We start from the raw sequence: 24608 nt of genomic DNA on the forward strand, positions 1-24608 counted from the left end.
TAAAATGGGTCACTGTTATATCTTATACCACAGTCGTCGGTATAACCGCTATGGTGTCTAAAAGCGGTATTGTTCACAATGCGTATCCATGGCAAGCGTGATTTGAGACCATATGAGGTCATCGCGGCGATGGATACAGGTGATCGTATCACTATGTACTTTGCTTAAAAGTCGTTCAGAATAAAAAGTCATCTGCAACGATACCTTGTTTATCAGATATTATTGTGACTGATCTTAATACGAGGTATTGGCTAGCGCACAACACAACCCTCTATTGAAAACAGGACGCTCGTATGATTTTTGGCGGCTATTCTAGCGCATTTTGCTAAAAGAGACGCCATTTTAAAGGTGACCTATTGCCAGATGGCACATCACTACAAACTCCCTTATAATGTGGCGGGTCTTTATCAATCATATTGAGCAGGTGCGACCACGATGACCGTTTTATCCTCTATAGCAGCAGATCCTTTGTCTCACTCGCCGCTGCGCGTTGTTTTTGCAGGGACGCCTGAGTTTGCGGCGGTCAGCTTACAGGCATTAATCGATCAGCAAGACGATCTCAATATCGATATCGTTGCCGTCTACACCCAGCCTGATCGTAAAGCAGGCCGCGGGCAAAAACTATCCGCTTCAGCGGTAAAAGAAGTGGCCTTGGCACATGATATTGTGGTTGAGCAGCCAGTGACCTTTAAAAAATCGAGCACAGAGGGTATGGCTGCACGGCAAGTGCTGCGCACTTATCAGCCAGATCTTATGATTGTCGCCGCTTATGGGTTGATCTTACCTATTGGCGTCTTAAACACGCCCACGCATGGATGCTTGAATATTCATGCCTCATTATTACCGCGTTGGCGCGGGGCGGCGCCTATCCACCGTGCTTTATTGGCGGGCGATGAGGAGACAGGCATCACCATTATGCAGATGGATAAGGGACTGGATACGGGTGACATGCTCTATAAAGTGAGCGCCAGTATCGCATCCGATGAGACGGCAGCGAGCCTACACGATAAGATGGCGGCGCTGGGTGCGACAGCGGTGAGTACGGTACTCAAAGCGTTACCAGAGTATCAAGCTAACGCAGTTGCTCAAGATGACAGTCAGGCCAATTATGCTGAAAAATTGGTCAAAACTGAAGGTGCAATTGACTGGACGAAGCCTGCTGCTACCATTGAGCGCCAAATACGCGGCCTGACGCCATGGCCAGGTGCTTATACTTTTTTAAATGGGCAACGCGTCAAAATACTCGCGGCACTACCCATAAATAGCACGCAAAAAACCGACAAGCCTGCTGGCACGGTGGTCAGTGTCGGGCGCAAGGCCATTTTGGTGGCTTGCGGTCAAGAAACAGACGCTGAACAAGCGGATACTGATTCAGCGCCTGACAAAAAACCACGCAACACGTTAGCCATTACCAATCTGCAATTTGCTGGCGGCAAGCCGATGAGCGCCGAACAACTCTGTCATGGCAATCAGCTAAACGACGGCGACCAGTTCACAACAGAATCCAAATAGCTTTTATAACATTAGCATCCAAATAGCTTTTATAACATTTAACCCTACTGGCATAAGACGCGATCGATCATACGTCAAGGAAACACAACTTCATGAGACAAACCAACAGCGCGTCTAACAACCATGCGTCTAGAAACAATAAGCTTAAACCGTCAAGTAACCTGATCATGAACGGTAGCGTACGTGTGCGCGTGATTCGTACGCTCATTGCTATCCAAAACGGACAGTCGCTCTCAAGCGTGCTTGATCCATTATTAAACAGTCTGCACGATGGTGATAAAGGCTTTGCACATGCGCTATTGCTCACCACGTTGCGCCAATGGCATGCGCTGGCGCGATTACTCGACACGCTAGCGGACAATCCGATTGACGAGATCGAAGTACGTACCACGATTCAGGTGGGCTTGGCACAGCTGCTGTATTTAGAAGTGGCGGATCATGCCGCGATTCATGAGACAGTAGAATCGGCAAAAGAGATCCAGTTTGCGCATGCCACAGGCTTGATCAATGCCATCTTGCGTAAAGTCGCCAAAAACCCGAGCAAGTTTCGCAAGAAGTGCGACAAAAAACACAGCTTGCCCAATTGGCTTGCTTATCAGTTAAAACAAGACTGGAGTGAGCACTATGATGCGCTTACCCAAGGCTTGCGCCAAGCAGCGCCGATGTTTTTGCGGGTCAATAATGCCATGACCTCGATTGCGGACTATCAGCAAGCATTGTACGGCGCAGAGATTGACGTCGACTTGGTGGAGCTAACCAGCGGCCTGCAACTGGCAGACTCAAACTCATCAGAGACAGCCGCTTTGATGCTGTCTACCAAAGGGTTAAGACTGCATCAAAGCACAGCGGTTAACGCTTTGCCACAATTTGCCGAAGGGATTACCAGCGTGCAAGACATGCACGCTCAGCTTGCCGCGCCTATTATCAATCAAGCGTTAACAAACAAAGTGGCCTGCGACAGCGACCTTACTGACCTTCATGTCTTAGATGCCTGCGCCGCCCCTGGTGGTAAGCTTGCGCATTGGCTAGAGCTGCTCAGCTCAGAGGATGCTTCATTGTTTCACGTGAAACAAGACGATACAGAAGCAGGTTCGTCAGTCTCTACCCTCAAGCTCACGGCGATCGATAACGAAGCGCCGCGTATCGAACGCATCTATGATAATTTGCAGCGTCTCAATATCACCCAGCAAGACCTGCAGCATGCTGAAAAAAATATTGCCCTTAATATCGTTTGCGCTGACGCCACCAGATGGCAGCATGGCAAAAATAAAAAAGCTGCCACCAATGAGCCCGTTTTTGACGCGATATTATTGGATTCGCCTTGTACCGCGACAGGCGTGATTCGCCGTCATCCTGATATCAGTATCTTGCGTACTGAGGAAGATATCGAACAAACGGTGCTGCTACAAGCTGATATTTTGCACAACCTTTGGCCACAACTAAAAGCGGGCGGTTATTTGCTGTATGTGACATGCTCCATCTTAAAGCAAGAAAACGTGGCGCAAATGCAGGACTTTATCAGCCATCATAATGATGCGGTAGTGATTGGGTTTACTGAGGACTGCAATTGGGGTATTGCCCAAGCAATTGGTCGTCAGTGCTTGCCAATTGATAGCGAGAGCGGCGATGGTTTTTATTATGCGCTGCTTCGTAAAAAGTAGGTATGGGTATGAATCAATTGTCTGTTGTCAGAGTGCAAAATAAGTGGCGGCCTGAAATATTTTATTCAGTTTTTGCCATTGATGGTATGGTTATTAATGAATGGATAGCCCAGTTTACCGATAGCTCTCCAAATATTTTAAATGGTTTTAGTGCTAGAGACTTAACGGTCAGCCTAGAATTGTACGACTGCTCAGATACAGAGTTAGTGTGGCAATACTTAGGACTACCAAGTAATGCGCCTACAACATACGTGCCTATATTGGCTTGCCCTGATGATTTAGATTTGGATTGTTCTGTAGTCGTTACTGAACAGTTCTCAGATGAGAATTATGTTTACTGGGAAAGGTTCGGGGCTTTGTTAGATGATTTAGAAAAACAAGATCCAGGAATAGTTGAATGGTTTGCTGATGTGCCTAAAGTGACGTTCGAAAAAACCAACTTTATGCAGGTATTTGGTCAACTTAACGCAGAAGTCGTTAAAGAGTTTCAAGATCGAGGTAAGATGATAAAGATACCTTTCCCTGCAAAACCTTTGAGAGAAGATTGGGAGAAAATCGTAGACAGTTGGTTTTAATCTGTCTGTGCCTTTTACTTTTGACCGTTTTGGCTCAAAAAGATGCTAACCTTTTTCCATTTTTACTTACATATTATATGACTCTTTAATAGGACAATCTAATGAAATATATCAGTACCCGTGGTCAGACAGCGCCAATGGATTTTAGCGACGTACTATTGATGGGGCTTGCGCCAGATGGCGGTTTGATGCTGCCTGAGCATTATCCTACCGTTGACGATGCTGTCCTTGATGAATGGCGTACATTGAGCTATCCGAAGCTGGCGATGGCGATTATGCAGCGCTTTGCCACAGATATTCCTGCGGTGGATTTGCAGGATATTATCGAGCGTACGTATACCGCTGAAGTATTTGGCTCTGACGATATCGTTCCTGTGCGCAAGCTTGAAGACAATTTATACATTTTGGGACTGTCAAATGGCCCCACACTGGCGTTTAAAGACGTTGCCATGCAATTCTTGGGCAATGCCTTTGAATATGTCCTGAAGCAAAAAGGAGCGCGCATCACCATCATCGGCGCGACCAGTGGCGATACGGGTAGTGCCGCAGAATATGCCCTGCGCGGTAAGGAAAACGTCGAAGTCTTCATGCTGTCACCACATGGTAAGATGAGCGAGTTTCAGCGCGCGCAAATGTACAGCTTGACCGATGACAATATCCATAATATCGCCATCGACGGTATGTTCGATGACTGTCAAGATATCGTCAAAGCGCTACAGCAAGACGCTGACTTTAAAGCCCAGTATGACTTGGGTACGGTCAACTCTATCAACTGGGGACGTATCCTCGCACAAATCGTCTATTACTTTAAAGCCTATTTTGCAGTCACAACCAGCAATGATGAAAAAGTGAGCTTTAGCGTGCCATCAGGTAACTTTGGCAATATTTGTGCCGGTCACATCGCTCGCGAAATGGGACTGCCTATTGAGCGTTTGATCGTCGCCACCAATGAAAACGACGTGCTCAATGACTTCTTTAACCAAGGGGCTTATCAGCCGCGCCCCACTGACAAAACCTATGTCACTTCAAGCCCATCAATGGATATCTCTAAAGCCTCAAACTTTGAGCGCTTTGTTTATCTGTTACTTGAAAAAGATAGCGCGCGTGTTCATGAGTTGTTTGATGGTGTCAAATCAGGGCAAGGGTTTGATTTGTCTGAGCTTATGGAAGCGGTCAATACGCGTTATGGCTTTGCTGCTGGCAAATCCACACACAATGACCGCCTAGCCACCATTAAGGCGCTCTATGAGCAGTATGGTGAGCTGGTCGATCCACATACGGCTGATGGCATCAAGGTCGCCAAAGAGCTACAACGTGAGAATGAAGTGATTGTTTGTGCTGAGACCGCGTTGCCTGTTAAGTTTGCAGACACCATCGTTGAGGCAGTCGGTCAAATCGACATCGAGCGCCCCGCGCATACCGAGGGGCTAGAGGACTTGGCGCAGCATGTGACTGTACTGGACAATGCTGCGGCATCGGTCGCCGAGCAAATTCGTCAGCATGTTTCTACCCGTTAAATGGTTTTTTCAGCTATTTTCTGAATAAGTTAGAGAGTCTTTTTATCTTATAACAACCTATTGTTTCACATGAAACAGTAGGTTTTTTTATAGCACAAAACCTGAGTATTGATTTGATATGATGTATTCGATATAAAAACGATGCGGTGAGACTAGGGCGTGTCCCTATTTTAAAGATGGTGATAGACGTTTGAATTAGGGACATGCCCTAGACCGCATTTTTTCATCAGTTTTGGAAAAACTATCGAGATGCAGTGGTTTTTTGCTGATCTTGGCCTTTTTTAACTTGATATAGCGTATCGTCGTGGTGACTCTGTTTTATTGAGTATTGACTATAAGATAGGGCATCAATTGATGTACTCATAGAATAAAGCAGTGTGACTGGTTTTGGATTAGATGCGCTACATTCAAGGTTTACTTATTTTTCTAAAAAATATGGTAATAAAGGTTACGCTTGTGTAAAAAGTTGTTTAATATTGTGCTATGGTAGCTTTTATTTTCTACGTTAAGAGCAGCTACTGGCCGCCTGTATTGAACTCGATGAATCACGAAGTCACTCTGTTGACTGCGCCAGTATTTTACCTGACACATTATGGATATGATCATGAAAACAAGCCTAACAAAAATGGCAAAAGTGCTGCTGATGACAGCCTTTAGTGGTGTGATGCTGATGTCAACTGCGCAAGCCAATAATCCCGCGCCCACCATCAAAGCCGATGCACCCAACCGCTATATCGTCAAAAAAGGCGATACTTTGTGGGATATCTCAGGACGATATCTGGACAGCCCATGGCGCTGGAAAGAGATTTGGGCCACCAATAAGCAGATCAAAAACCCAAATTTAATCTACCCTAATGACGTCCTCATTCTGTGTGTGATTCAAGGCCAAACCTTGGTAGGGGTTGATACGGGTGAAGGCTGCGCCGGCATAGAAAAACAATTGACTGGCACAGCGGTTGCTACGGCGGTTACCGTGACGTCAACGGCCAATAGCATTCCGCCTGTACCGTGGTCAGCAATCAAGCATTGGCTCGATAAAACCATTATTGTGAACCCTAAAGATTTCAACACCACGCCTTATATTATTGCCTCTAAAAACCGCAATCTGTTAACTGCACGTGGTGATAAAGTCTACGCCAAGGGTGTACCTTTGATCGTGGGACAGCGTTACGGTGTGTACCGTGAAGGCAAGCCGTATGTTGACCCTAAAACGCAGAAGAGCATTGGCCTTGAAGTCACGCAAGTGGCCACTGGTCTGGTCACGTCTGTCGAAAGCAACGGCGTCACCAGCTTACAGCTGATCGATACTTATGACAAAGAAGTACGTGAAGGTGACCGCGTGTTTGTCGAGCTTGATGACTCTATTCCGCCTGTGTTTTACCCGACGCCAGCGTCAGTCACACGTGGTGGCCTGATTGTACGGGTGATGAATTCTATCAACTCAGCGGCACGCGGTAGTGTGGTAGCGATTAACCTTGGCAGTACCCAAGGTGCCAAACCTGGGGATGTATTGACCGTTTATCAAAAAGGGCCACTGGTGCGCGACATACGTGACAATGATACCCCTGTACGTCTTCCCAGTGAGCCGACGGGCATGGTGATGGTATTCAATACCTTTGATAACATCAGCTATGCCTATGTGCTTAGCTCTGAGCTACCGCTTAATGTTGGCGATCAATTGCTACCGCCACCTTACTTGTAAAACCTTCGTGCCGTATGATTATGGATAACCGCGCCTGTATGAGCAGACGACTATGACTACTTTGACGCCACCTTTGTCCGACGAACAGCGCGCTATCGTCGCGCTATGGTATGAGGTTAACGCATCATTGTCTGCGTATCATAAATTGATCACAGCGTTTGGTAGTGCGGGACAAGCATGGGCGGCGAGCGCAGGCTTATGGCAACAGCGGCGCATTCATCGCAGTCACATCGTGCGGCACGAACAACATCAGCAGACGGTAGATGCCGTTACGGCTATTGAGCAGGCTTTGGCAGCAGGTAAATATCAGCTGGTCTTTGCTGAAGATGTGCGGTTCCCTCAGCAACTGCTGAATATTTATGATCCGCCGCCATTACTGTTTTATCATGGTGATATTGAACGTTTGCAGCACGTGCAAATAGCGATGGTTGGTAGCCGCAACCCCACAGCACATGCCCAAAAAACCACGTTTGATATGGCGCAGTATTTGGCACAGATAGGCTACGTCATTACCAGTGGCCTTGCCATGGGTGTGGATAAGCGCGCGCATCTTGGCGCCTTGTCTCAGACCGATCCTGAGTGCCAAGGGCGCACGATCGGAGTGATGGGTACTGGTATCAATGTCTGCTATCCCAATCATCACGATGCGCTTTTTGCGCATATTATCGAGCAAGGTGGCTGCATCATCAGTGAGCTGCTACCCGATACCCCGCCCAACCAGCATAACTTTCCACGCCGCAATCGTTTGGTGGCAGGTTTGAGCTTGGCGACCATTGTCACTGAAGCGGCTGTCAAAAGCGGCTCGCTGATCACTGCACGACTGACCTCAGAGCAGGGCAAACAAGTTTTTGCCGTCCCCAGTCATATTGATAATCATAACGCTGAAGGCTGTCACTACCTGATTAGAGAAGGGGCAACCTTGATCTATCACCCGCAGCAGGTGGCCGATGACGTTGGCCTACAGTTGATACGTCCAGTCGTTGGCATGGATACCAGCCAAACGCTCAGCGATAGCATTGAAGCGAGCAAAACAGCTGCTACGTATGATCCTGCGCCGTCTGCTTTACCACAAGCCACCTCCGCCCCTAAGGCAACCTCCAGCCCTAGCACTACTGTACCTGAGCACTTATCAGGCGTGTACGGACAGCTCGATTGGCATGGTCAAGACCTTGATGCGCTGCTTTTGACATTATCAGTGGCACCGCCGCAACTGATTGGCCAGTTGATGGAGCTTGAGTTGTTGGGTCTGATCAAAGAGCAAGGCGGACGTTACGCCCGTCTGTAATCTAAAATCACTATTTTTAAAATAGGGACACGCCCTAATGACGGTGAGCATATCTGCCTGATTTTCTCATTTTGCTATTATCGTGATTTGCCATTATGCTTAGCCTTTATGATCACCTATGACCACTGCTATGAACGCCTCCACACCTCCGCCAGCATTCACGACTTCTCAAACAGTAATGACCACCGCAACCTGTGCCAGCACGTGGCTACAAAAAGGGCGACTGTTGGCCTATCCGACAGAAAGCGTCTGGGGTATTGGCTGTGACCCTTTTGATCAAGCAGCCGTGCAGCAGCTTTTGTATATCAAGCAGCGCCCGATAGAGAAGGGCATGATCGTGGTCACTGATGAGGTGCGCCGTATTGCCCCGTTGCTCGCGGTGCTTAATGACTCACAGCGTAAAGCGGCCATTGGCAGTTGGCAAACGGCAACCGACATCAACACGCGCCAAGCGCACACGTGGTTGCTACCTGTATCTGACGCATTGCCTATAACCATTCCTGACTGGATCACGGGTCAACACAGCAGCGTGGCGGTACGTGTGATCGCGCACCCGCTGGTACAGCAGCTGTGCGCGCAGATGGTGTCGGCGCACAATCCTTATGGATTTTTGGTGTCGACCAGCTGTAACCCCTCTGGTCAACCACCAGCGCAGAGTTTGACTGAGGCACAAGCGTATTTTGCGACACCAGATTATATCGATCAAGTGGCTTTTTTGGCGGGTGAGACGCTCGGTTATACGCTACCAAGCCAAATTCATGATGCGCTAACGGGTCAGATTCTGCGCTGATTGGTAGTCGGCTGCAAATGAGGTTCGTTTGGATGAGCAGCCAGTCATACCGCCTTTTAAATGAACGAACATTATTTTATTTCACTATTGACAGAAATTAAAGAATAGCGCAAGATGGATTGAGGTTTTAGATTTTGGGACAGAAAATATATTATAATTTCTTTTAAAACAGAAATTTATGTAATAAGTATATGCATCATATCCCAATATTAAGCTAAGCATCAGTGATAACAGCAATGCCAAATGGATGTATAACATGCCAGCAAATCAGCCCCATCTTACCAAACAGAGCACCATCAAGGATGCGATTGCGACCGTTGAGTGGCGAGACCTATGCCAGCTGACTCGTGGTCAACGGATGTATAACGTCATATTGCCTTACCCCTTTTTATTGATGTCTTGGTGGTTTGCCAGTCAGTCTTGGTATCTCTTAGCTTGCAGCGCATCTTATCTGTTTTTTGCGGCAGCGTTTCGCCAAGCTCATGATGGCTATCACCACAGTTTGGGAACCAGCAAGCGCATGACGACAGCCATAGTACTGCTGCTGAGTGTATTACTGATGACCAGTTTGCACAGCATTCGAGCCACACACATGGCGCATCACCGTGATCCGCTGGGCGACAGCGACATTGAGGGCAGTTTGGCAAAAACCTCATGGTGGCAGGCGATGCTGGGCGGCGTGATGTATCGACTGGCCATCTATCGTCAAGGACTGCGTTTAAGCAGCTGCCGTAATCAGCGCATCGCTTGGCTGGAGTTTGGGTTGATTGCTGCCGTTATGATGATTGCCACCGTATTGAGCGTTTCTGTGATACCTATTGATATGACGTTCATGCAGGTACTGCTGTATCACATAGGCACGATGATGTTGGCCAATGCCAGTGTCGGCATCATCGCCGTATGGGGCGTACATCATGATTGTGAGGATACCATCGCCCGAACCGAGCGCAACCCTATTGTCAATATGCTGACTTTTAACTTGTTATATCACGTCGAGCATCATTTGTTTCCTGCGGTTCCCTCCAATCATCTGCCCACGCTTGCCAAGCGCTTAGATAGGGCGGCACCGCACCTGACCAAGCGTCATGTCTTACCCAGTCGCACGGTAGTGATGAGTCTCATCAGTCGTCGATGGGAAAACATAAAAGAAGGGCATGACAAGCGTAAAAATGACACCGACTGTCCGCTTCGTCGGCATTTTGTGTAGCGTGACTATTAAGCGATCGCCAAATAAAAGGATGGTGGTATGAAAAAACTATTGACTCAGCCACACGATCATTTGGACGTTTATCCTGAGCAAAAGGTACAGAGAATTTTTATACTCGCTGGTACTTTATTTCAACTCATTTTGTTTCCATTTGCGGCAACGTTAGTCACTGCTGACAGTAGCATCGGTGTGCTGGCGGTGTTGTTTTTCCCAGTGTATATCGTTGGTGGTGGTCTGTTTGGCATGGTCATTATGTCTGGCATCAGCACTTGGTTGGTGCACAAAAAGTGCGTTATCAAACAGGGATGGTGGAGGCAAGCTTTCTTGGTTGGTTATCTTATAACGACGATCTTCTACGTTATTTTTTTGAATTCTATGATACATATTCCCCATTTGCTGGCTATTGGTCTGACAGGAGGCATCAGTACGGTATTAGCAGGTATGTCAGCCTTACCTACAGAGGAAGAGGAAAAAGCGTTTAATTGATTTTTAAAAAGTTAGAAGATCGTTTGTGAGGCTATGGCTATGGAATCAAATACGAGTACAAGTGACAAAAATTATCCAAAATCAAAAGTCATCACTGCCTATCTGTGCTTTGGCGGAGCAATAGGTGGCGGTGTGATAGGGTTAGTACTCAGCATGCTTTTGATTTTAGAAACGATTGTAGAGGTTGGTTTCCCGCAGAAAATCGTGTTTAACCTTGTGCTCGCGCTATTAGCAATACCTAGCTTTGCATTTTGGGGTCTTATTATAGGTTTCATCCCTGCCACATTGACTGGTTGTTTAGTCGCGCGGTTGAAGCTATACCGCAATGATAAAGGTTTATTACAGTCAGCTATCATCGGTGTCATATCGACGGTTATTTGTGCTTTGCTATTTACAGTTTTTAGTAATACCACTTTTTCATTTAGCTTTTTTATCTTTGTGGTCTTTGCTGCCTTTCTTGGCGGGGTTAGCGCCTATGTAGTAGGACTATTTGTCCTACCCAAGCCCTCATTAGATATCAGCAATTCAACAAGTGCTCATCAATGATTCACAGCAAATCCATCATACGATACGTGGCTTTACCTATACTGAACCTATAGCCAACACCAATAGGAACATGATGATGAACAGTATAACGAGTGATGACAACCAGCCACCAGCCAGCAATGAGGCATATGGTAGCCAAGCAGAGGGCAGTGGCGCCAAGACGGCGACTTATCCTTATCTACAAGTTATTATCTTGTTTTCAGGATTGGGCAGCGTGATTGGTGGGGTACTGCTTGAGCTGATCGTGTTACTGGCATTTGGTATGGATAACTTTGTCAGAATTGGCTATGAGCCATTTATTTTTGGTACTTTGATAGGCTTTGTACCAGCACTATTCACAGGTATGCTATTGGCTTATCGCCAAGCACGGCGCGGCTTTGAGCACAGTATTGGCACGATATTTTTAGTCAGCTTTATCATCTCAGCGCTTTATATGGGCTTGATTGCTGGATTTTTGGGTATATCCTCAATCACGACAATAGGATTGGTGCTGGTGATGATGTGCGGAGTTGGCCTTTTTGGCAGTATCAGCGCGGTGATTACCAGTATGGTTGCATTACCAAAACCGATCTAACACATATTTTTTCAAAACAACTGTCTATAATCGATGGATATACCATAAAAGGATAACAGAGCATGAACATACTCATCAGTGGTGGATCAGGATTTTTAGGCAGTGCATTTAGTGACACGTTGATAACGTCGGCACAAAGTCGTCAGCAGCCGCTACAGATCACGTGGTTGACGCGCAATGCCAGTCAAGCGCATCCTGAGGCAGTCAAGATGATGACCTATGAGGCCTTGGCAGAAACAGACAATCATTATGATGTCATCATCAATCTGGCAGGTGCTGGCATCGCTGATGCGCGCTGGAGTGAATCGCGTAAGGCGCAGTTACTCGCCAGCCGTACCAAGCCTACTGAGGCATTGCTGGCATTTATTGAGCGTACCGCGGTAGCGCCCAAATTGTTGATCAGCGGTTCAGCCATTGGTTGGTATGGCACGCAAGGCGATAAACCTTTGACCGAAGACAGCGGCTTTGAGGATGATTTTGCCCATCGCTTATGCCAAGAGTGGGAAATGCTGGCAGCAAAAGCAGCAACATACGGTGTCCCTGTGGCGATCGTACGCACTGGAGTGGTGATTCACCCTGAGGGCGGCATGCTGGGTAAGCTGTTGACGCCGTTTAAGCTGGGTGTGGGTGGACAGCTGGGCGATGGTAACCAAATCATGAGCTGGATCAGTCGTGAGGACTGGGTCAACGCGATTTGCTTTATCATGTCGCAACATATATCCGAAACCAAAGCTGCACCAGATCAGAATGACGACGCGACAGTCACGGTATACAATCTGACCGCGCCCAACCCTGTCAGTAACCACACGTTTACCAAAGCTGTTGGTTCGTGGTTACATCGTCCAACGATATTCACCTTACCAAGTCCGTTGTTAAAGCTTATGTTTGGTGAAATGGCCACCTTACTGATTGATGGACAAAAGGTATTGCCAGAGGCGCTACTGACGCAGGGCTATGCGTTTGAGCACACCACCATACAGCAAGCCCTAAATGCGCCGCGAGGATAAATTAGATGCGTAACCAGTGCTGCGCCGTAGCAGCACGTTGCGCTACAACGTGGATAAGAGAAGTATGTCGGTTGGCCATTTGTTTTTGATCTGACGAATACTGATATTGGCTAGAGCGTGTCCTCATTTTGGTAATAGTGATAAAAAATTTTAACAGGTTATTTCTGTTTTTACAGAAATAAAAATATAAAAATAAGACAAGGAGCGAGCGATGCGACATCCATCTTTAGCAGCGGTAGCGTGGCAGGATTTGTGTCACTTAAGTCGCAAGCAAGTGTTATACAATCTGATACTGCCTCTGCCTTTTTTATTGGCATCATGGTTTTTTGCTGCAAAGTCATGGTGGCTGCTGGCACTGATGGCCTCTTTTTTATTTTTTACCGCCGCGCTCAGACAAGCACATGATGCCTATCATCGAACGCTTGGGGTCAATAAAGCAGCTAACGAGCTGGTATTACTGCTGCTTAGTATCACCATGCTATGCAGTACTCATGCGATTCGCCGCACCCACCTCAACCATCACCATGACCCACTGGGCGCAGGCGATGTTGAGGGCAACTGGGCACGTCTGCCGTGGTATCAAGCCATATTGGGCGGCGCGTGGTTTTCTGTACGTATCCAGTGGTTTGGGTTATGCCATGGTCGTATGCACCACCGACTGTGGGTGGTCATTGATATGTTGTTGATCCTTTCGGTTGTTGCCGCCGCCGCCATAATTCAGCACCCCGTACTGCTGTATCATGTTGCCGTCATGCTACTGGCCAATACGCTGGTGGGGTTTTTTGCGGTGTGGAGCGTGCATCATGACTGTGATGAAACCGTTTATGCCCGTAGTGAGCGCCGACCACTGGCAAACTTACTTACCTTTAACCTGCTCTATCATATTGAGCATCACCTGTATCCTGCGGTGCCGACCAACCATCTGCCTATGTTGGCTGCGCGCCTTGAGCGTCACGCGCCGCAGTGGACTCAGCAGCCCGTATTGCCGAGACGTAAGACGGCCAATATCGTCGACACTCAGACCGTGTTTGTGCCATCACGCACGGCAAATGTTAATGGCTCTAGATATGGACGTGCTCATGTCCCTTATCTCTGAACCATCGCTATCACCATGAATCACGCCAAAAAAAACCACTGCACGAGTGGTTTTTTGGTGTTATATATCAGTGTTTCTAAACAAAGAGGGCGTTAAAGACCAGCGATGGACTTGAAGGCCGCCTCGTCATAATCTTCGCTGTGGGTGACCACAATGATGCCTTTTTCGGTATTGATATTGATCCATTTGACGCCTTGAACCGCGCCGCCATCGCTTACAACTTTGTCGGCGGTATCTTTATCACTGATGCTGGTTTGGTAACTGGTCTGCGGCATAGTAGCCTCCATTATTTATTAAATTTTATTAGATGGGTCAGCAGCTGATCGGCGACTGCGTGGTTATGTACTTACTCATGCGGTAACATGATGCATTCATTCACCCAGTAACACCACTAAGCTGTGATGAACCACATGTAGCGCGTCGCCAGTAATTGGTCTTGACCATCACAACGGACAAGATTGCCAATCTCATAGGGTTTACCTTAGCAAACCACTATACATAGTGATAGACAGCTTATCTGTAAATAAGACGTTCTGTCCTATTTTTTGTTAAAAACAAAAATTAAATAATTACAACAACATAGTAGAGCCTGTCAGTGGGGTATGGTGTCAGAGGCTACAAAAATCCGCCATGCTTGTGAGACGATTTAGCACTCTTGTTGCACCTTGCATAAAAAATTCCTAGCGTTTAGGCTTGAAATTTACCTGCATAACCTTTATCAAGCAGCTAATCCGCTTGATTGGCGTCCAATAAATAAAACAGGCGTGGGCTGGCCATATCACCTGCACTCAGACTAACGCAGTGACTACAGACCATGACCGATTTGATTTTGAATTTGAGCATCATTATTAATCATCCTAAGGAGTTATCATGAGCGAACAAGCACCCAACCATGAGTTTGATACTACCGACCCAAAAGCGACACACAGCAATATTGACCATGACACCAGTATTCTAGAAGAAGCCATTGATGAGTTTGATCCTGAAAATAATTCAGGCGACAACGCGACCATCAAGAACGATGTCAATTTGCAAACCTTTGAAGCGCGTATCGCTGAGCTTGAGGGCGAAGTCAAACAAGCCAAAGAAGGCACCGCCCGCGCCAATGCAGAAGCTTACAACGCGCAAAAGCGTATGGAGCAAGAAGCCGATAAGAGCAAAAAATTTGCCCTACAAAAATTTGCCAAAGAGCTGCTCGACGTGGTTGATAACTTAGAGCGCGCCATTGACAACGCTGAAGGCGATGATGCCGTAATTGAAGGGGTGCGTTTGACTCATAAAGCCCTATTAAATGTACTGACTAAAAACGGCGTTGAAGTGGTCAACCCACAAGGTGAGAAGTTCAACGCGGATCTTCATGAAGCCGTGGGCATTGACCCGAACGCAGACGCTGACACGGTTGGTAACGTCCTACAAAAAGGGTATAGCCTAAATGGTCGCCTATTGCGCCCAGCCATGGTACAGATTGGTCAGTAACCCTTATTAAAGGTGAGGATATTCACAAATCTTCACAGAAAAGCGAATGATTGCGTCACCGTAGACTTGAAAAAATACAGGCGCAAACCGATATAAAGCAACAAGTGACCACTTACGGTCTGATATGTCACGCCGAGCCGCGCTTAACCGCGCGGATTCTTACGCGCGTTGGCAGCATATATAACACAATCATTTCATTGAAACAGTAACTTAAAAAAATTGGGAGTAATTGATTATGGGTAAAGTGATTGGTATTGACTTAGGTACAACCAACTCTTGCGTAGCTGTGATGGAAGGCGACAAAGTCAAGGTCATCGAAAACGCTGAAGGTACCCGTACAACACCTTCAATCGTTGCCTACAAAGACGACGAAACCCTTGTTGGTCAGTCTGCAAAACGTCAAGCAGTGACCAACCCAAATAACACATTGTTTGCCATCAAACGTCTGATTGGTCGTCGCTTTGATGACAAAGTGGTACAAAAAGACATCGGCATGGTGCCATACAAAATCGCCAAAGCCGACAATGGTGATGCATGGGTCGAAGTGAACGGCAAAAAGCTGGCGCCGCCACAGGTATCTGCTGAAATCTTGAAGAAAATGAAGAAAACAGCAGAAGACTATCTTGGTGAGTCAGTCACTGAAGCGGTTATCACCGTTCCTGCTTACTTTAACGATTCACAGCGTCAAGCGACCAAAGATGCCGGTAAAATCGCAGGTCTTGATGTGAAGCGTATCATCAACGAGCCAACGGCAGCTGCCCTTGCTTATGGCATGGACAAAAAGCAAGGCGATCGCACCATTGCCGTTTATGACTTGGGTGGCGGTACTTTTGACGTGTCAATCATCGAAATTGCAGACGTTGATGGCGAACAGCAATTTGAAGTATTGGCCACCAATGGTGATACCTTCTTGGGCGGTGAAGACTTTGACTCAGCGTTGATCGACTATTTGGTTAACGAGTTCAAAAAAGAGCAAGACGTGAACCTAAAAGGTGATTCTCTTGCCATGCAGCGTCTTAAAGAAGCCGCTGAAAAAGCCAAAATTGAGCTATCAAGCTCTCAGAGCACTGAAGTGAACCTACCTTACATCACTGCTGACAGCAGTGGCCCTAAGCATTTGGTCATCACCATCAGCCGCTCAAAACTTGAAGGCTTGACTGAAGATTTGGTACAGCGTACCGTAGAGCCTTGCAGAATCGCCCTTGAAGATGCAGGCCTAAAAGCTGGTGACATCAATGACGTTATCTTGGTCGGTGGCCAGACGCGTATGCCATTGGTACAGAAAAAAGTAGAAGATTTCTTTGGTCAAGAGCCACGTAAAGACGTGAACCCTGATGAAGCGGTCGCTGCAGGTGCTGCGATTCAAGGCGCGGTATTGTCTGGCGACAAAACTGACGTCTTGCTACTTGATGTGACGCCATTGACCCTTGGTATTGAAACAATGGGCGGTGTGATGACGCCAATCATTGAGAAAAACACCATGATTCCGACTAAGAAATCACAAGTGTTCTCAACGGCTGATGACAACCAGCCAGCAGTAACCATTCAGGTGTATCAAGGTGAGCGTAAAATCGCTAACCAGAACAAACAGCTTGGCCGCTTTGACTTGACGGACATTCCACCAGCACCACGTGGTATGCCACAAATCGAAGTGACCTTTGACATCAACGCTGACGGCATCATGAACATCTCAGCGAAAGACAAAGGTACGGGTAAAGCACAAAGCATCCAAATCAAAGCAGACTCTGGTTTGTCGGATGACGAAGTCGAACAAATGGTACGTGACGCTGAAGCCAATGCGGCTGAAGACGAAAAATTTGCCAACCTTGCGCAAGTGCGTAACGAAGCAGATGGCCGTATCCATGCGGTACAAAAAGCGCTTAAAGACGCTGAAGATAAAGTAACTGCAGACGAAAAAGAAATGGTAGAAACGGCCATTTCTGATCTTGAAGCGGCGGCAAAAGAAGACGATCACGACGAAATCAAAGCCAAGCTTGAAGCGTTAGACAATGCGTTTTTGCCAATCAGCCAAAAAATCTATGCTGATTCTGGTGCAGGTGCTGAAGGTGTTGACCCAAGCCAGTTCCAACAAGGTGCTGAAGGCGCGGCAGACAACAACCAAGCAGACGATGACGTGGTTGATGCAGAATTCACTGAAGTGAATGACGACAAAAAATAACTATCCCAGTTCATCTGAGATAACTATGCTGTTGTAATAAAAAACGCACCTTAAGGGGTGCGTTTTTTTATGGCGTTAATTCATGATAAATGTATAACAGCTTTCTACCACTAAATATCCACGCCATCTCAAGGCAAATGCGCGTCGATAATCAAGATCTCATAAGTCAGATAGACACATGGCTGACCGTCTGCATCGGTTCCTGAAAATTGCTGCCAGTAATCTTGTTCAAACGCCTGCAGACGCGCTTTTGTCCATCGAAAAGAGTGTCCGTCGCCATAAGGTTGCTGCTGCGTTTGATGGGTAGAAACACCTGTTAGTTTCATGTGTTTGAGCACGTCATAAGGACTAGTAAAAGGTACCTCAAAGCGCTGCGTGGATAGTGTGACGCGCTCAAGCTGGGTCTCATCGAGTGCGTGCTGCCACGCAGATAGTGCGGGATAGTCAAGCCCTTGACCCGTCAGCGCTTTGATCTGCAAAAAGTTATTGGGCGTAAAGGTGCTGGCCAGCAGTTGTCCGCCCGATTGCAGCCTTGTGGCAGACTGTGCGATAAAATGTAGCGGTGCATCAAACCATTGAATGGCATTGGCACTGATGATTAAGCTGTGGTTATCGCCCAAGTTTAGGCTTTCGGCATCACCAATGGACATCGTAGCGGTTGGCAGTAGCGTTTGCAGGCGCGCGGCTTGCTCAGCGCACAACTCGTTAATCAACCAATACGGACTGTCAATAGTCTCCGCGAGTAGCCGCGTCAGCTGGCCTGTCCCTGCGCCCACCTCCAGTACACTGTCATGCTGCTGACAGCTAATGCAATGAAGCAGCTGCTCACAAACCAGCTGCTGAATATGGGCATGCTGATCGTATTCAGCCGCCTTGGCAAAGTGGCGGGCGATGGTCTGCTTACGTGCGCTCAGCACCGATGCAGTGGCGTGGTGTTTCATAGTAGTTCTTCAATATCAAACGAATGAGGCTGACCAAAAGTGATGTCCTTCACGTATCCAACACGGCAATCAACCGCTCACAGTCGGCGTGACTGATTGCTGCGTTGAGTACCAAACGAATACGGGCGGTATTGGCAGGCACGGTTGGTGGCCGAATTGGCAACGCATAAAATCCTGCCGCTTGCAGCTGTTGGGCTTTGGCCATGGTAGAGGCATTATCCCCCAGTATATAAGGCACAATAGGCGACTGATAAGTCAGCGTTTGCGGCGCTGATGATACACGATGATCGACGCTGATGGTTTGGCTAAGTTGTAAAGAAATCTGTGCCAGATGCAGACGTAGGGGCTGCATCTGTGGCATTTTTGCCAAGATAAAACGCGTCCACGCGTGATTGATCGGTGGTAGGGCGGTGCTAAAAATCAGCGGCCGCATGTGGTTGATCAGCCACAACTTGACCACCTCATCACATAACATATAAGCTCCTACTGAGGCAAAAGCCTTGCCAAAGGTACCGACCAGATAATCAATATCAGCCAAGGTTTGCGTCTCTTCTGCCAATCCCAACCCTTGCGCACCCAGTACTCCAACGGCATGTGCTTCATCGACATACAGCTCAATACGGTCATCCAGCGCTTTGAGCGCGACCAAAGCAGGTAGATCCGCGCGGTCGCCATCCATACTAAAGATACTTTCGGTGACAATGATGATACGCTCTATATCTTCGTCCGCTTGGGCGAGCATGGTCGCCAGCTGTGCATAGTCATTATGCCGATAGCGACGATAGGTACACAGCTTGCTTTGACTGAGACGAATACCGTCAATTATGCTGGCGTGTACCAGTTTGTCGGCTAAGATCAGTGTCTTGACGGGCAAGGCGGTGAGCGCTGGCAGAATACCAATATTGGCATGATAGCCGCTGTTAAACACCAATGCTGACTTGGGCGCGGCTTGATGCTGCGTAGCGGACACATACCATGCCTGCAGCTCGGACTCTAACACCGATAGCTGATGGTCATTACCCGTCAGCAGGCGCGATGACGTGGCACTCATTTTGGGTAGGTGGTCTATAGGCTGCTGCTTTATATGTGCTAAAAACTCGCGCTGTAACTCAGCATTGCTACCAAGCCCCAAATAGTCATTACTGGCAATATTCACTAGCGACTTACCGCCGCTGATCACATAACGACCTTGGTGCTCAATATCAGGTAGCTGACGATATTGCTGTTTGTCCTTGAGTTGGTCTAAGGCAGCGCGCAGCTGCGTTTGGATAGAAGCGGGCATATGAACGGATTCCGTAGATTGGGTTTATCCAAAACGAATAAAAAATGGATAATACGTAGGAAGTATTGCACAAAAACGAGGCATGTAACAAAAGATTTCATATCCTAGCCTTTGTAACCCGCCCGCTGATAATTACTTGCAAAACTTAACTCGCATACCCTCAAACGATGACAGTGTGTCTGACACGATTTGTTACTATGTATTCATCGTTAGCAAGCAAGGCGATATGACCAAGATAGTCAATACAATTACATGACTTGCTTTGCTTAAATTGATTCTAAGGAGATGACGATGAAAACACTACAAAAAACATTACTTGCGTTAACTGCGGGCTCATTGATGACTGTTGGCGCACAAGCAGCAGTGTCTTATGGTAGCGGTTATACAGGTCAGCCATACGTGGGTGCTAAAGTCGGTCAGTTCGACGTTGATGTCGATGGCGCAGACGATCCAACCGCTTATGGTGTCTATGCAGGCTATAACTTTGATCCAAACTTCGGCGCAGAAGTCGAATATGTTGGATCCGATGATGCAGACTACAATAACGGCGATATCGATGCCAAAACGTATGGCGCTTATGGTACCTATCGTTATGCTTTCCCAAATACAGCAGTCTATGCCAAAGGTAAGCTGGGTATTGCCAAAACTGAAGTTGATGGCGACTATACTTTAATTAATGGCGTAAATGCTACTAAAGTTAATTACTCTAGTGACGATACCAGTTTAGCTGGCGGTGTTGGTCTTGGTTACAATGTCAATCCTAACTTTGGTATCGAAGCAGAATACGACATGCTCGGTAGCGATAACGATTTGATGACCATTGGTGCTAACCTAAAATTCTAAGTCCACTATGATGCAACTATAGCAACTGGACAAACAAAAAAGCGGTCACCTTGTGTGGCCGCTTTTTTTATATCATTAGGTCGTGTCCCTATTTTATTAAATCACTTTAGAAAATCGATCTTGGTGCTTGGTTTTTAAATATGTATCAAACACCATGGCCACATTACGCCCTAGTAACCGTCCCTTGGGCAAAATACGAATACCCGCCGCATCCATATCAATCAACTTATCTTGCTGCATGTCACTCAGTTGCGCAATTTCATCAATAAAATAGGTGATGGCATCGATACCAAATTTTTGATTGACGTCTTTAAAATCAATATAGTCATGACACAGTAGGTTCATGATAACGTATTCGCGCAAGCGATCTTTGATTGAGGTTTTGATGACTTTGACCGCTGGCAAGCGCGCAGGGTTACGCATCGCGGTAGTGATATGCTGTTGATATAAGGTCAAGTCAGTTGCGTTTTGCAAAATATAACGGGTGCTGGCATTGCTGATTTGGCTGATGGCAGAGACACCAAAGCCCAGCAAGTCGCAATCACCCATGATGGTATAGCCTTGGAAATTGCGGTGCAGCTTACCCTCACGCTGTGCAATAGCCAGCTCGTCATCAGGTTTGGCAAAGTGATCAATACCGATATATTGATAGCCAGCCTCAGTTAAGGTATTGATGGTGTTGCCCAGCATGGTCAGTTTGTCTGCAGGCGTGGGCAGCTGGTCATCTTTGATTTGCCGCTGCGCTTTAAAGCGTTCTGGCAGATGGGCATAGTTGAAGATAGATAACCGATCTGGTGCCATCTCAATAATACGGTGAATGGTGTGATCCAAACTGGCTGGGGTTTGCTGCGGTAGGCCATAAATCAGATCAATATTAATGGAGTGAAAGCCCAGCTCGCGCGCTTCTGCCAAAATATTGGCGATCAGTTCTGCTGAATGTACGCGGTTGACCGCAATTTGTACCGCATCTTCTAAGTCTTGCACGCCCAAGCTGATACGATTAAAACCAAGGCTGCGCAAAGTTTGTAGTGTCGAATCACCAAGCTCACGCGGATCAATTTCGATGGAGTAATCGCCTTCATCTTCTGGTAAAAATTCAAACTGTGTCTGCAAGAACTGCCACAACTGCACCAACTCTTCATCGCGCAAGAACGTAGGCGTACCACCGCCCAAGTGCAGCTGCTTAACCAATGGTTTATCGCCAGTTTCAGGGGTAGCCAGCAGACGGCGTTTTTGTTTGACCTCGGCGATCAAATACTGCAGGTAGTCACCTGAATCGCTATTTTTTTTGGTGATGATTTTATTACAGGCGCAGTAGTAGCAAAGGTGACGACAAAACGGAATATGAAAATATAGCGAGAGTGGCGCGCGCGATTCACGGTTTTGTAGAATCCGCAGTTCTGTATCTGCCTCAATGGGCGTGAACTCTAAAGCGGTGGGGTAGGAGGTGTAGCGAGGCCCTGAGCGATTATATTTGTGAATCAGCGTTTCATCAAAGGCTGGCAGCTGCTTGCTGCCCAGTGTGCCGCGCGGACTGGCGTAAGGGCTTTGTGTCTGCATTACAGGACGTGTGGTCGATGGTGAAGCTTCAGCATGGTTATAAGGCTGCGAAGTATTCTGTTGAGAATGGTCTGTCATGCGGTGTTCCTCATATTACTTCAGTGTATGACAGCACAGGGATCAAAAGTGACCAAAACTGGACTGCCAGATGACCGTAGCATGCACCTGTACTATTGGCTACCTGTTATGAGTCATCAAAGATGGTCACTATTATAACAAATCCTTGCTTAGAGTGTGGTGTGATCACCATGACGATGATTGACGATAGTTGCCGAGCTCCTGTTATTTTTTCGATACGCATTAGCTGCTGCCTTTGATAAAAAAGTCTTGAGACACAACATTTGCGCGCTGATAGAGAATACATTATTATCATTAGCTCCTGCCTCTGGAAGCTGCCTTATGTCATTTGCTCAAGTCTATACCCGTTCGGTCGTTGGTTTACATGCACCCAAAGTCATTATTGAGGTTCATCTATCGCAAGGACTACCAGCACTAACCATTGTTGGTCTACCAGAAGCGGCCGTGCGCGAGAGCAAAGACAGAGTGCGCTCTGCTATTCTGAACTCTGGCTTTCAGTTTCCCAATCGGCGGTTAACGATTAACTTAGCCCCTGCCGATCTGCCCAAAGATGGCGCGCGCCTAGACTTACCCATCGCCATCGGTATATTGGCGGCAAGCGGGCAGCTGGAACCAGAGGTACTATCAGGGTTTGAGTTCATCGGTGAGTTGGCACTCAACGGTGAGCTGCGCCAAGTGACAGGCAGTTTGGCAGTTGCCCGTGCGATCAAAGCCAAAGGATTGGCATCAACACTAGCGCAGAGACCGCAGCTTATTGTACCCGTTGATAATGGACGTGAGGCCAGTCGCGTCGATGGGGTGACGATATTGGCCGCGCAGAGTCTCAAAGCGGTCTGCGACCACCTGCAGTCACTGACTGATCCAAGCGGATCTTATGAGTGTTTGGAGGTGGTGCAGCCTAGTCCAGCACCGCAGCAGGTCGGCTATCAAGTAGATTTAGCGGATGTCAAAGGACAGCACCACGCACGCCGCGCCCTTGAGATTGCCGCTGCTGGTGGTCATTCATTGTTATTCACAGGGCCGCCAGGTTCTGGTAAAACGCTGATGGCGTCACGGTTGCCGACGATATTGCCGGATCTAAGCGATGAAGATGCGCTTGAGGTGGCCAGCACGTATTCGGTAGCAGACAGCGATTATGACTATGGGACAAGGCCATTTCGGCAAGTGCATCATACCATATCCGCTGTAGCCTTGGTTGGCGGCGGCTCACGGCCCAAACCAGGTGAGATCACGCTGGCCAATAAAGGGGTGTTGTTTTTAGACGAGCTGCCAGAGTTTGATCGAAGCGTGCTTGAGGTGTTGCGCCAGCCGTTAGAAGCCAAGCAAGTCACCATCAGCCGAGCCAACTCGCAAATGACCTTTCCCGCCAATTTCCAACTGGTCGCTGCTATGAATCCGTGCCCATGCGGATATGATGGCGATACCTCAGGTCGCTGCCGCTGTCGACCTGAGCAGATCAAACGCTATCAAGACAAGCTCTCAGGGCCACTATTAGACCGTATTGATCTGCATATTACCGTACCAGCATTGCCGATTGCTGACTTGCAAAATGCGCAAGCAGGTGAGACCTCAAAACAAGTACGCGAGCGAGTCGCCGCCGCGCATCAGCAGCAAGTAAAACGGCAGCAAAAAGTCAATAACGAGCTGAGCCCGAGCGAAATTGATCAGTATATTGAGCTTGGCGATAGTGAAAAGCAACTTTTGCAACTTGCGCAGCAGCGCTTGAATTTATCCGCACGTGGCTACCATCGAGTGCTGCGTGTGGCGCGCACCATCGCTGATTTGGCGAATAGTACAGATATTAATAGCGCCCATGTATCTGAGGCGCTGAGTTATCGCGCTAAATAAAAATTATTTCAACCTGTCTTTCAACCATCTAGAAGTCTATCGATTAACTTGAGGTTTACCCTTATTTATTTAAGGATGGTCAACTATTACCTACTTCAGTAAGTATAAAAATAGAATCAAATAAAAGGAAGTATTTAGATGTTTATTATCAATCTGACTTACAAAGCTGAGCTAGAAATAATCGAACAGTTGCTTCAAAAGCATGTTGATTTTCTAGATGAACAATATGAGCTTGGCAATTTTTTAGCTTCTGGACGCAAAGTACCGAGAAGTGGCGGTATCATTTTATCTCATATAAAATCGAAAGATGAGTTGGAAAAAATCATTGCCAAAGATCCTTTCAAACAAAACAACGTCGCTGACTATGACTTGATTGAATTCATACCAAGTAAAACTGATAAGCAACTGGTATTCTTATTAGAATAAGAATTTAGGTGTAAGCG

General features: G+C 47.2%; 22 protein-coding genes. 18 read left to right on the forward strand and 4 right to left on the reverse strand.

The features are described 5' to 3' along the window. Positions 1-435 precede the first annotated feature (435 nt). The 13 genes from fmt (at position 436) to ACFI32_RS11325 (ending at position 13958) form a co-directional block, all read left to right on the forward strand. A complete protein-coding gene (gene fmt / locus ACFI32_RS11265; RefSeq protein WP_462626685.1) occupies positions 436-1512 on the forward strand; it encodes a methionyl-tRNA formyltransferase in 1077 nt (358 codons plus the stop codon). A gap of 92 nt (positions 1513-1604) precedes the next feature. After that, the gene (locus ACFI32_RS11270) at positions 1605-3173 is read left to right on the forward strand and encodes a transcription antitermination factor NusB (RefSeq protein WP_462626686.1); all 1569 of its coding nucleotides are present in this window, start codon (positions 1605-1607) and stop codon (positions 3171-3173) included. Positions 3174-3181: 8 nt separating this feature from the next. Continuing rightward, a complete protein-coding gene (locus ACFI32_RS11275) occupies positions 3182-3748 on the forward strand; it encodes a hypothetical protein (RefSeq protein ID WP_462626687.1) in 567 nt (188 codons plus the stop codon). 101 nt (positions 3749-3849) lie between these two features. Beyond that, positions 3850-5265 (forward strand): threonine synthase, encoded by a 1416-nt coding sequence (thrC, locus tag ACFI32_RS11280; protein ID WP_462626688.1) that lies wholly within the window; start codon positions 3850-3852, stop codon positions 5263-5265. A gap of 604 nt (positions 5266-5869) precedes the next feature. Next, complete coding sequence (locus tag ACFI32_RS11285; protein WP_462626689.1) at positions 5870-6967, forward strand: LysM peptidoglycan-binding domain-containing protein; 1098 nt, start codon at positions 5870-5872, stop codon at positions 6965-6967. 52 nt (positions 6968-7019) lie between these two features. Further along, positions 7020-8252, forward strand: coding sequence for a DNA-processing protein DprA (gene dprA / locus ACFI32_RS11290; protein ID WP_462626690.1), 1233 nt, complete (start codon positions 7020-7022; stop codon positions 8250-8252). Between the two features lie 118 nt (positions 8253-8370). Next, on the forward strand, positions 8371-9042 hold the full coding sequence (locus ACFI32_RS11295; protein ID WP_462626691.1) for a Sua5/YciO/YrdC/YwlC family protein: 672 nt from the start codon (positions 8371-8373) through the stop codon (positions 9040-9042). 256 nt (positions 9043-9298) lie between these two features. Then, positions 9299-10249 carry a fatty acid desaturase family protein gene (locus ACFI32_RS11300; RefSeq protein ID WP_462626692.1) on the forward strand — a complete coding sequence of 317 codons (951 nt, stop codon included), beginning with the start codon at positions 9299-9301 and terminating at the stop codon, positions 10247-10249. 39 nt (positions 10250-10288) lie between these two features. After that, positions 10289-10735: a hypothetical protein gene (locus ACFI32_RS11305; RefSeq protein ID WP_462626693.1), complete on the forward strand. Its 447-nt coding sequence runs from the start codon at positions 10289-10291 to the stop codon at positions 10733-10735. 39 nt (positions 10736-10774) lie between these two features. Beyond that, a complete protein-coding gene (locus ACFI32_RS11310) occupies positions 10775-11281 on the forward strand; it encodes a hypothetical protein (protein ID WP_462626694.1) in 507 nt (168 codons plus the stop codon). A 76-nt stretch (positions 11282-11357) separates the two neighbouring features. Next, positions 11358-11855: a hypothetical protein gene (locus tag ACFI32_RS11315; protein ID WP_462626695.1), complete on the forward strand. Its 498-nt coding sequence runs from the start codon at positions 11358-11360 to the stop codon at positions 11853-11855. A 62-nt stretch (positions 11856-11917) separates the two neighbouring features. Beyond that, on the forward strand, positions 11918-12862 hold the full coding sequence (locus ACFI32_RS11320) for a TIGR01777 family oxidoreductase (protein WP_462626696.1): 945 nt from the start codon (positions 11918-11920) through the stop codon (positions 12860-12862). 211 nt (positions 12863-13073) lie between these two features. Then, positions 13074-13958: a fatty acid desaturase family protein gene (locus ACFI32_RS11325; protein WP_462626697.1), complete on the forward strand. Its 885-nt coding sequence runs from the start codon at positions 13074-13076 to the stop codon at positions 13956-13958. Positions 13959-14050: 92 nt separating this feature from the next. On the opposite strand, the gene ACFI32_RS11330 is transcribed toward ACFI32_RS11325, so the two are convergent. Further along, a complete protein-coding gene (locus ACFI32_RS11330; protein WP_462626698.1) occupies positions 14051-14233 on the reverse strand; it encodes a hypothetical protein in 183 nt (60 codons plus the stop codon). 595 nt (positions 14234-14828) lie between these two features. Here ACFI32_RS11330 and grpE point away from each other — a divergent pair. Next, positions 14829-15434 (forward strand): nucleotide exchange factor GrpE, encoded by a 606-nt coding sequence (gene grpE / locus ACFI32_RS11335; RefSeq protein WP_462626699.1) that lies wholly within the window; start codon positions 14829-14831, stop codon positions 15432-15434. Positions 15435-15669: 235 nt separating this feature from the next. Next, positions 15670-17613 carry a molecular chaperone DnaK gene (gene dnaK, locus ACFI32_RS11340; protein ID WP_462626700.1) on the forward strand — a complete coding sequence of 648 codons (1944 nt, stop codon included), beginning with the start codon at positions 15670-15672 and terminating at the stop codon, positions 17611-17613. Positions 17614-17741: 128 nt separating this feature from the next. Here the strand turns inward: dnaK and ACFI32_RS11345 are convergent, their stop codons facing one another. Further along, the gene (locus ACFI32_RS11345; RefSeq protein ID WP_462626701.1) at positions 17742-18554 is read right to left on the reverse strand and encodes a methyltransferase domain-containing protein; all 813 of its coding nucleotides are present in this window, start codon (positions 18552-18554) and stop codon (positions 17742-17744) included. Between the two features lie 49 nt (positions 18555-18603). Beyond that, complete coding sequence (locus ACFI32_RS11350) at positions 18604-19836, reverse strand: 8-amino-7-oxononanoate synthase (RefSeq protein WP_462626702.1); 1233 nt, start codon at positions 19834-19836, stop codon at positions 18604-18606. A gap of 291 nt (positions 19837-20127) precedes the next feature. On the opposite strand from ACFI32_RS11350, the gene ACFI32_RS11355 reads away from it, so the two are divergent. Next, positions 20128-20679 carry a porin family protein gene (locus ACFI32_RS11355; protein ID WP_462626703.1) on the forward strand — a complete coding sequence of 184 codons (552 nt, stop codon included), beginning with the start codon at positions 20128-20130 and terminating at the stop codon, positions 20677-20679. A gap of 96 nt (positions 20680-20775) precedes the next feature. On the opposite strand, the gene hemN is transcribed toward ACFI32_RS11355, so the two are convergent. Beyond that, positions 20776-22239, reverse strand: coding sequence for an oxygen-independent coproporphyrinogen III oxidase (gene hemN, locus ACFI32_RS11360; RefSeq protein WP_462626736.1), 1464 nt, complete (start codon positions 22237-22239; stop codon positions 20776-20778). Between the two features lie 399 nt (positions 22240-22638). Here hemN and ACFI32_RS11365 point away from each other — a divergent pair, with 399 nt between their 5' ends. Continuing rightward, entirely contained in the window at positions 22639-24165 is a 1527-nt protein-coding gene (locus ACFI32_RS11365; protein WP_462626704.1) for a YifB family Mg chelatase-like AAA ATPase, read from the forward strand. 138 nt (positions 24166-24303) lie between these two features. Continuing rightward, positions 24304-24591, forward strand: a complete 288-nt coding sequence (locus ACFI32_RS11370; RefSeq protein ID WP_462626705.1) for a YciI family protein — start codon at positions 24304-24306, stop codon at positions 24589-24591. Positions 24592-24608 lie beyond the last annotated feature (17 nt).

This window comes from Psychrobacter sp. PSi21 (assembly GCF_054960615.1).

What these genes read in the sequence shown, in the direction of transcription:
- hemN (WP_462626736.1), bottom strand. Translation starts at nt 22,239, where the DNA reads ATGCAGACACAAAGCCCTTACGCCAGTCCGCGCGGCACACTGGGCAGC.
- dnaK (WP_462626700.1), top strand. Translation starts at nt 15,670, where the DNA reads ATGGGTAAAGTGATTGGTATTGACTTAGGTACAACCAACTCTTGCGTA.
- ACFI32_RS11355 (WP_462626703.1), top strand. Translation starts at nt 20,128, where the DNA reads ATGAAAACACTACAAAAAACATTACTTGCGTTAACTGCGGGCTCATTG.
- ACFI32_RS11320 (WP_462626696.1), top strand. Translation starts at nt 11,918, where the DNA reads ATGAACATACTCATCAGTGGTGGATCAGGATTTTTAGGCAGTGCATTT.
- ACFI32_RS11275 (WP_462626687.1), top strand. Translation starts at nt 3,182, where the DNA reads ATGAATCAATTGTCTGTTGTCAGAGTGCAAAATAAGTGGCGGCCTGAA.
- grpE (WP_462626699.1), top strand. Translation starts at nt 14,829, where the DNA reads ATGAGCGAACAAGCACCCAACCATGAGTTTGATACTACCGACCCAAAA.
- ACFI32_RS11350 (WP_462626702.1), bottom strand. Translation starts at nt 19,836, where the DNA reads ATGCCCGCTTCTATCCAAACGCAGCTGCGCGCTGCCTTAGACCAACTC.
- ACFI32_RS11325 (WP_462626697.1), top strand. Translation starts at nt 13,074, where the DNA reads ATGCGACATCCATCTTTAGCAGCGGTAGCGTGGCAGGATTTGTGTCAC.
- dprA (WP_462626690.1), top strand. Translation starts at nt 7,020, where the DNA reads ATGACTACTTTGACGCCACCTTTGTCCGACGAACAGCGCGCTATCGTC.
- ACFI32_RS11365 (WP_462626704.1), top strand. Translation starts at nt 22,639, where the DNA reads ATGTCATTTGCTCAAGTCTATACCCGTTCGGTCGTTGGTTTACATGCA.
- ACFI32_RS11370 (WP_462626705.1), top strand. Translation starts at nt 24,304, where the DNA reads ATGTTTATTATCAATCTGACTTACAAAGCTGAGCTAGAAATAATCGAA.
- ACFI32_RS11345 (WP_462626701.1), bottom strand. Translation starts at nt 18,554, where the DNA reads ATGAAACACCACGCCACTGCATCGGTGCTGAGCGCACGTAAGCAGACC.
- ACFI32_RS11285 (WP_462626689.1), top strand. Translation starts at nt 5,870, where the DNA reads ATGAAAACAAGCCTAACAAAAATGGCAAAAGTGCTGCTGATGACAGCC.
- ACFI32_RS11295 (WP_462626691.1), top strand. Translation starts at nt 8,371, where the DNA reads ATGACCACTGCTATGAACGCCTCCACACCTCCGCCAGCATTCACGACT.
- ACFI32_RS11330 (WP_462626698.1), bottom strand. Translation starts at nt 14,233, where the DNA reads ATGCCGCAGACCAGTTACCAAACCAGCATCAGTGATAAAGATACCGCC.
- ACFI32_RS11315 (WP_462626695.1), top strand. Translation starts at nt 11,358, where the DNA reads ATGAACAGTATAACGAGTGATGACAACCAGCCACCAGCCAGCAATGAG.
- ACFI32_RS11300 (WP_462626692.1), top strand. Translation starts at nt 9,299, where the DNA reads ATGCCAGCAAATCAGCCCCATCTTACCAAACAGAGCACCATCAAGGAT.
- ACFI32_RS11270 (WP_462626686.1), top strand. Translation starts at nt 1,605, where the DNA reads ATGAGACAAACCAACAGCGCGTCTAACAACCATGCGTCTAGAAACAAT.
- fmt (WP_462626685.1), top strand. Translation starts at nt 436, where the DNA reads ATGACCGTTTTATCCTCTATAGCAGCAGATCCTTTGTCTCACTCGCCG.
- ACFI32_RS11305 (WP_462626693.1), top strand. Translation starts at nt 10,289, where the DNA reads ATGAAAAAACTATTGACTCAGCCACACGATCATTTGGACGTTTATCCT.
- ACFI32_RS11310 (WP_462626694.1), top strand. Translation starts at nt 10,775, where the DNA reads ATGGAATCAAATACGAGTACAAGTGACAAAAATTATCCAAAATCAAAA.
- thrC (WP_462626688.1), top strand. Translation starts at nt 3,850, where the DNA reads ATGAAATATATCAGTACCCGTGGTCAGACAGCGCCAATGGATTTTAGC.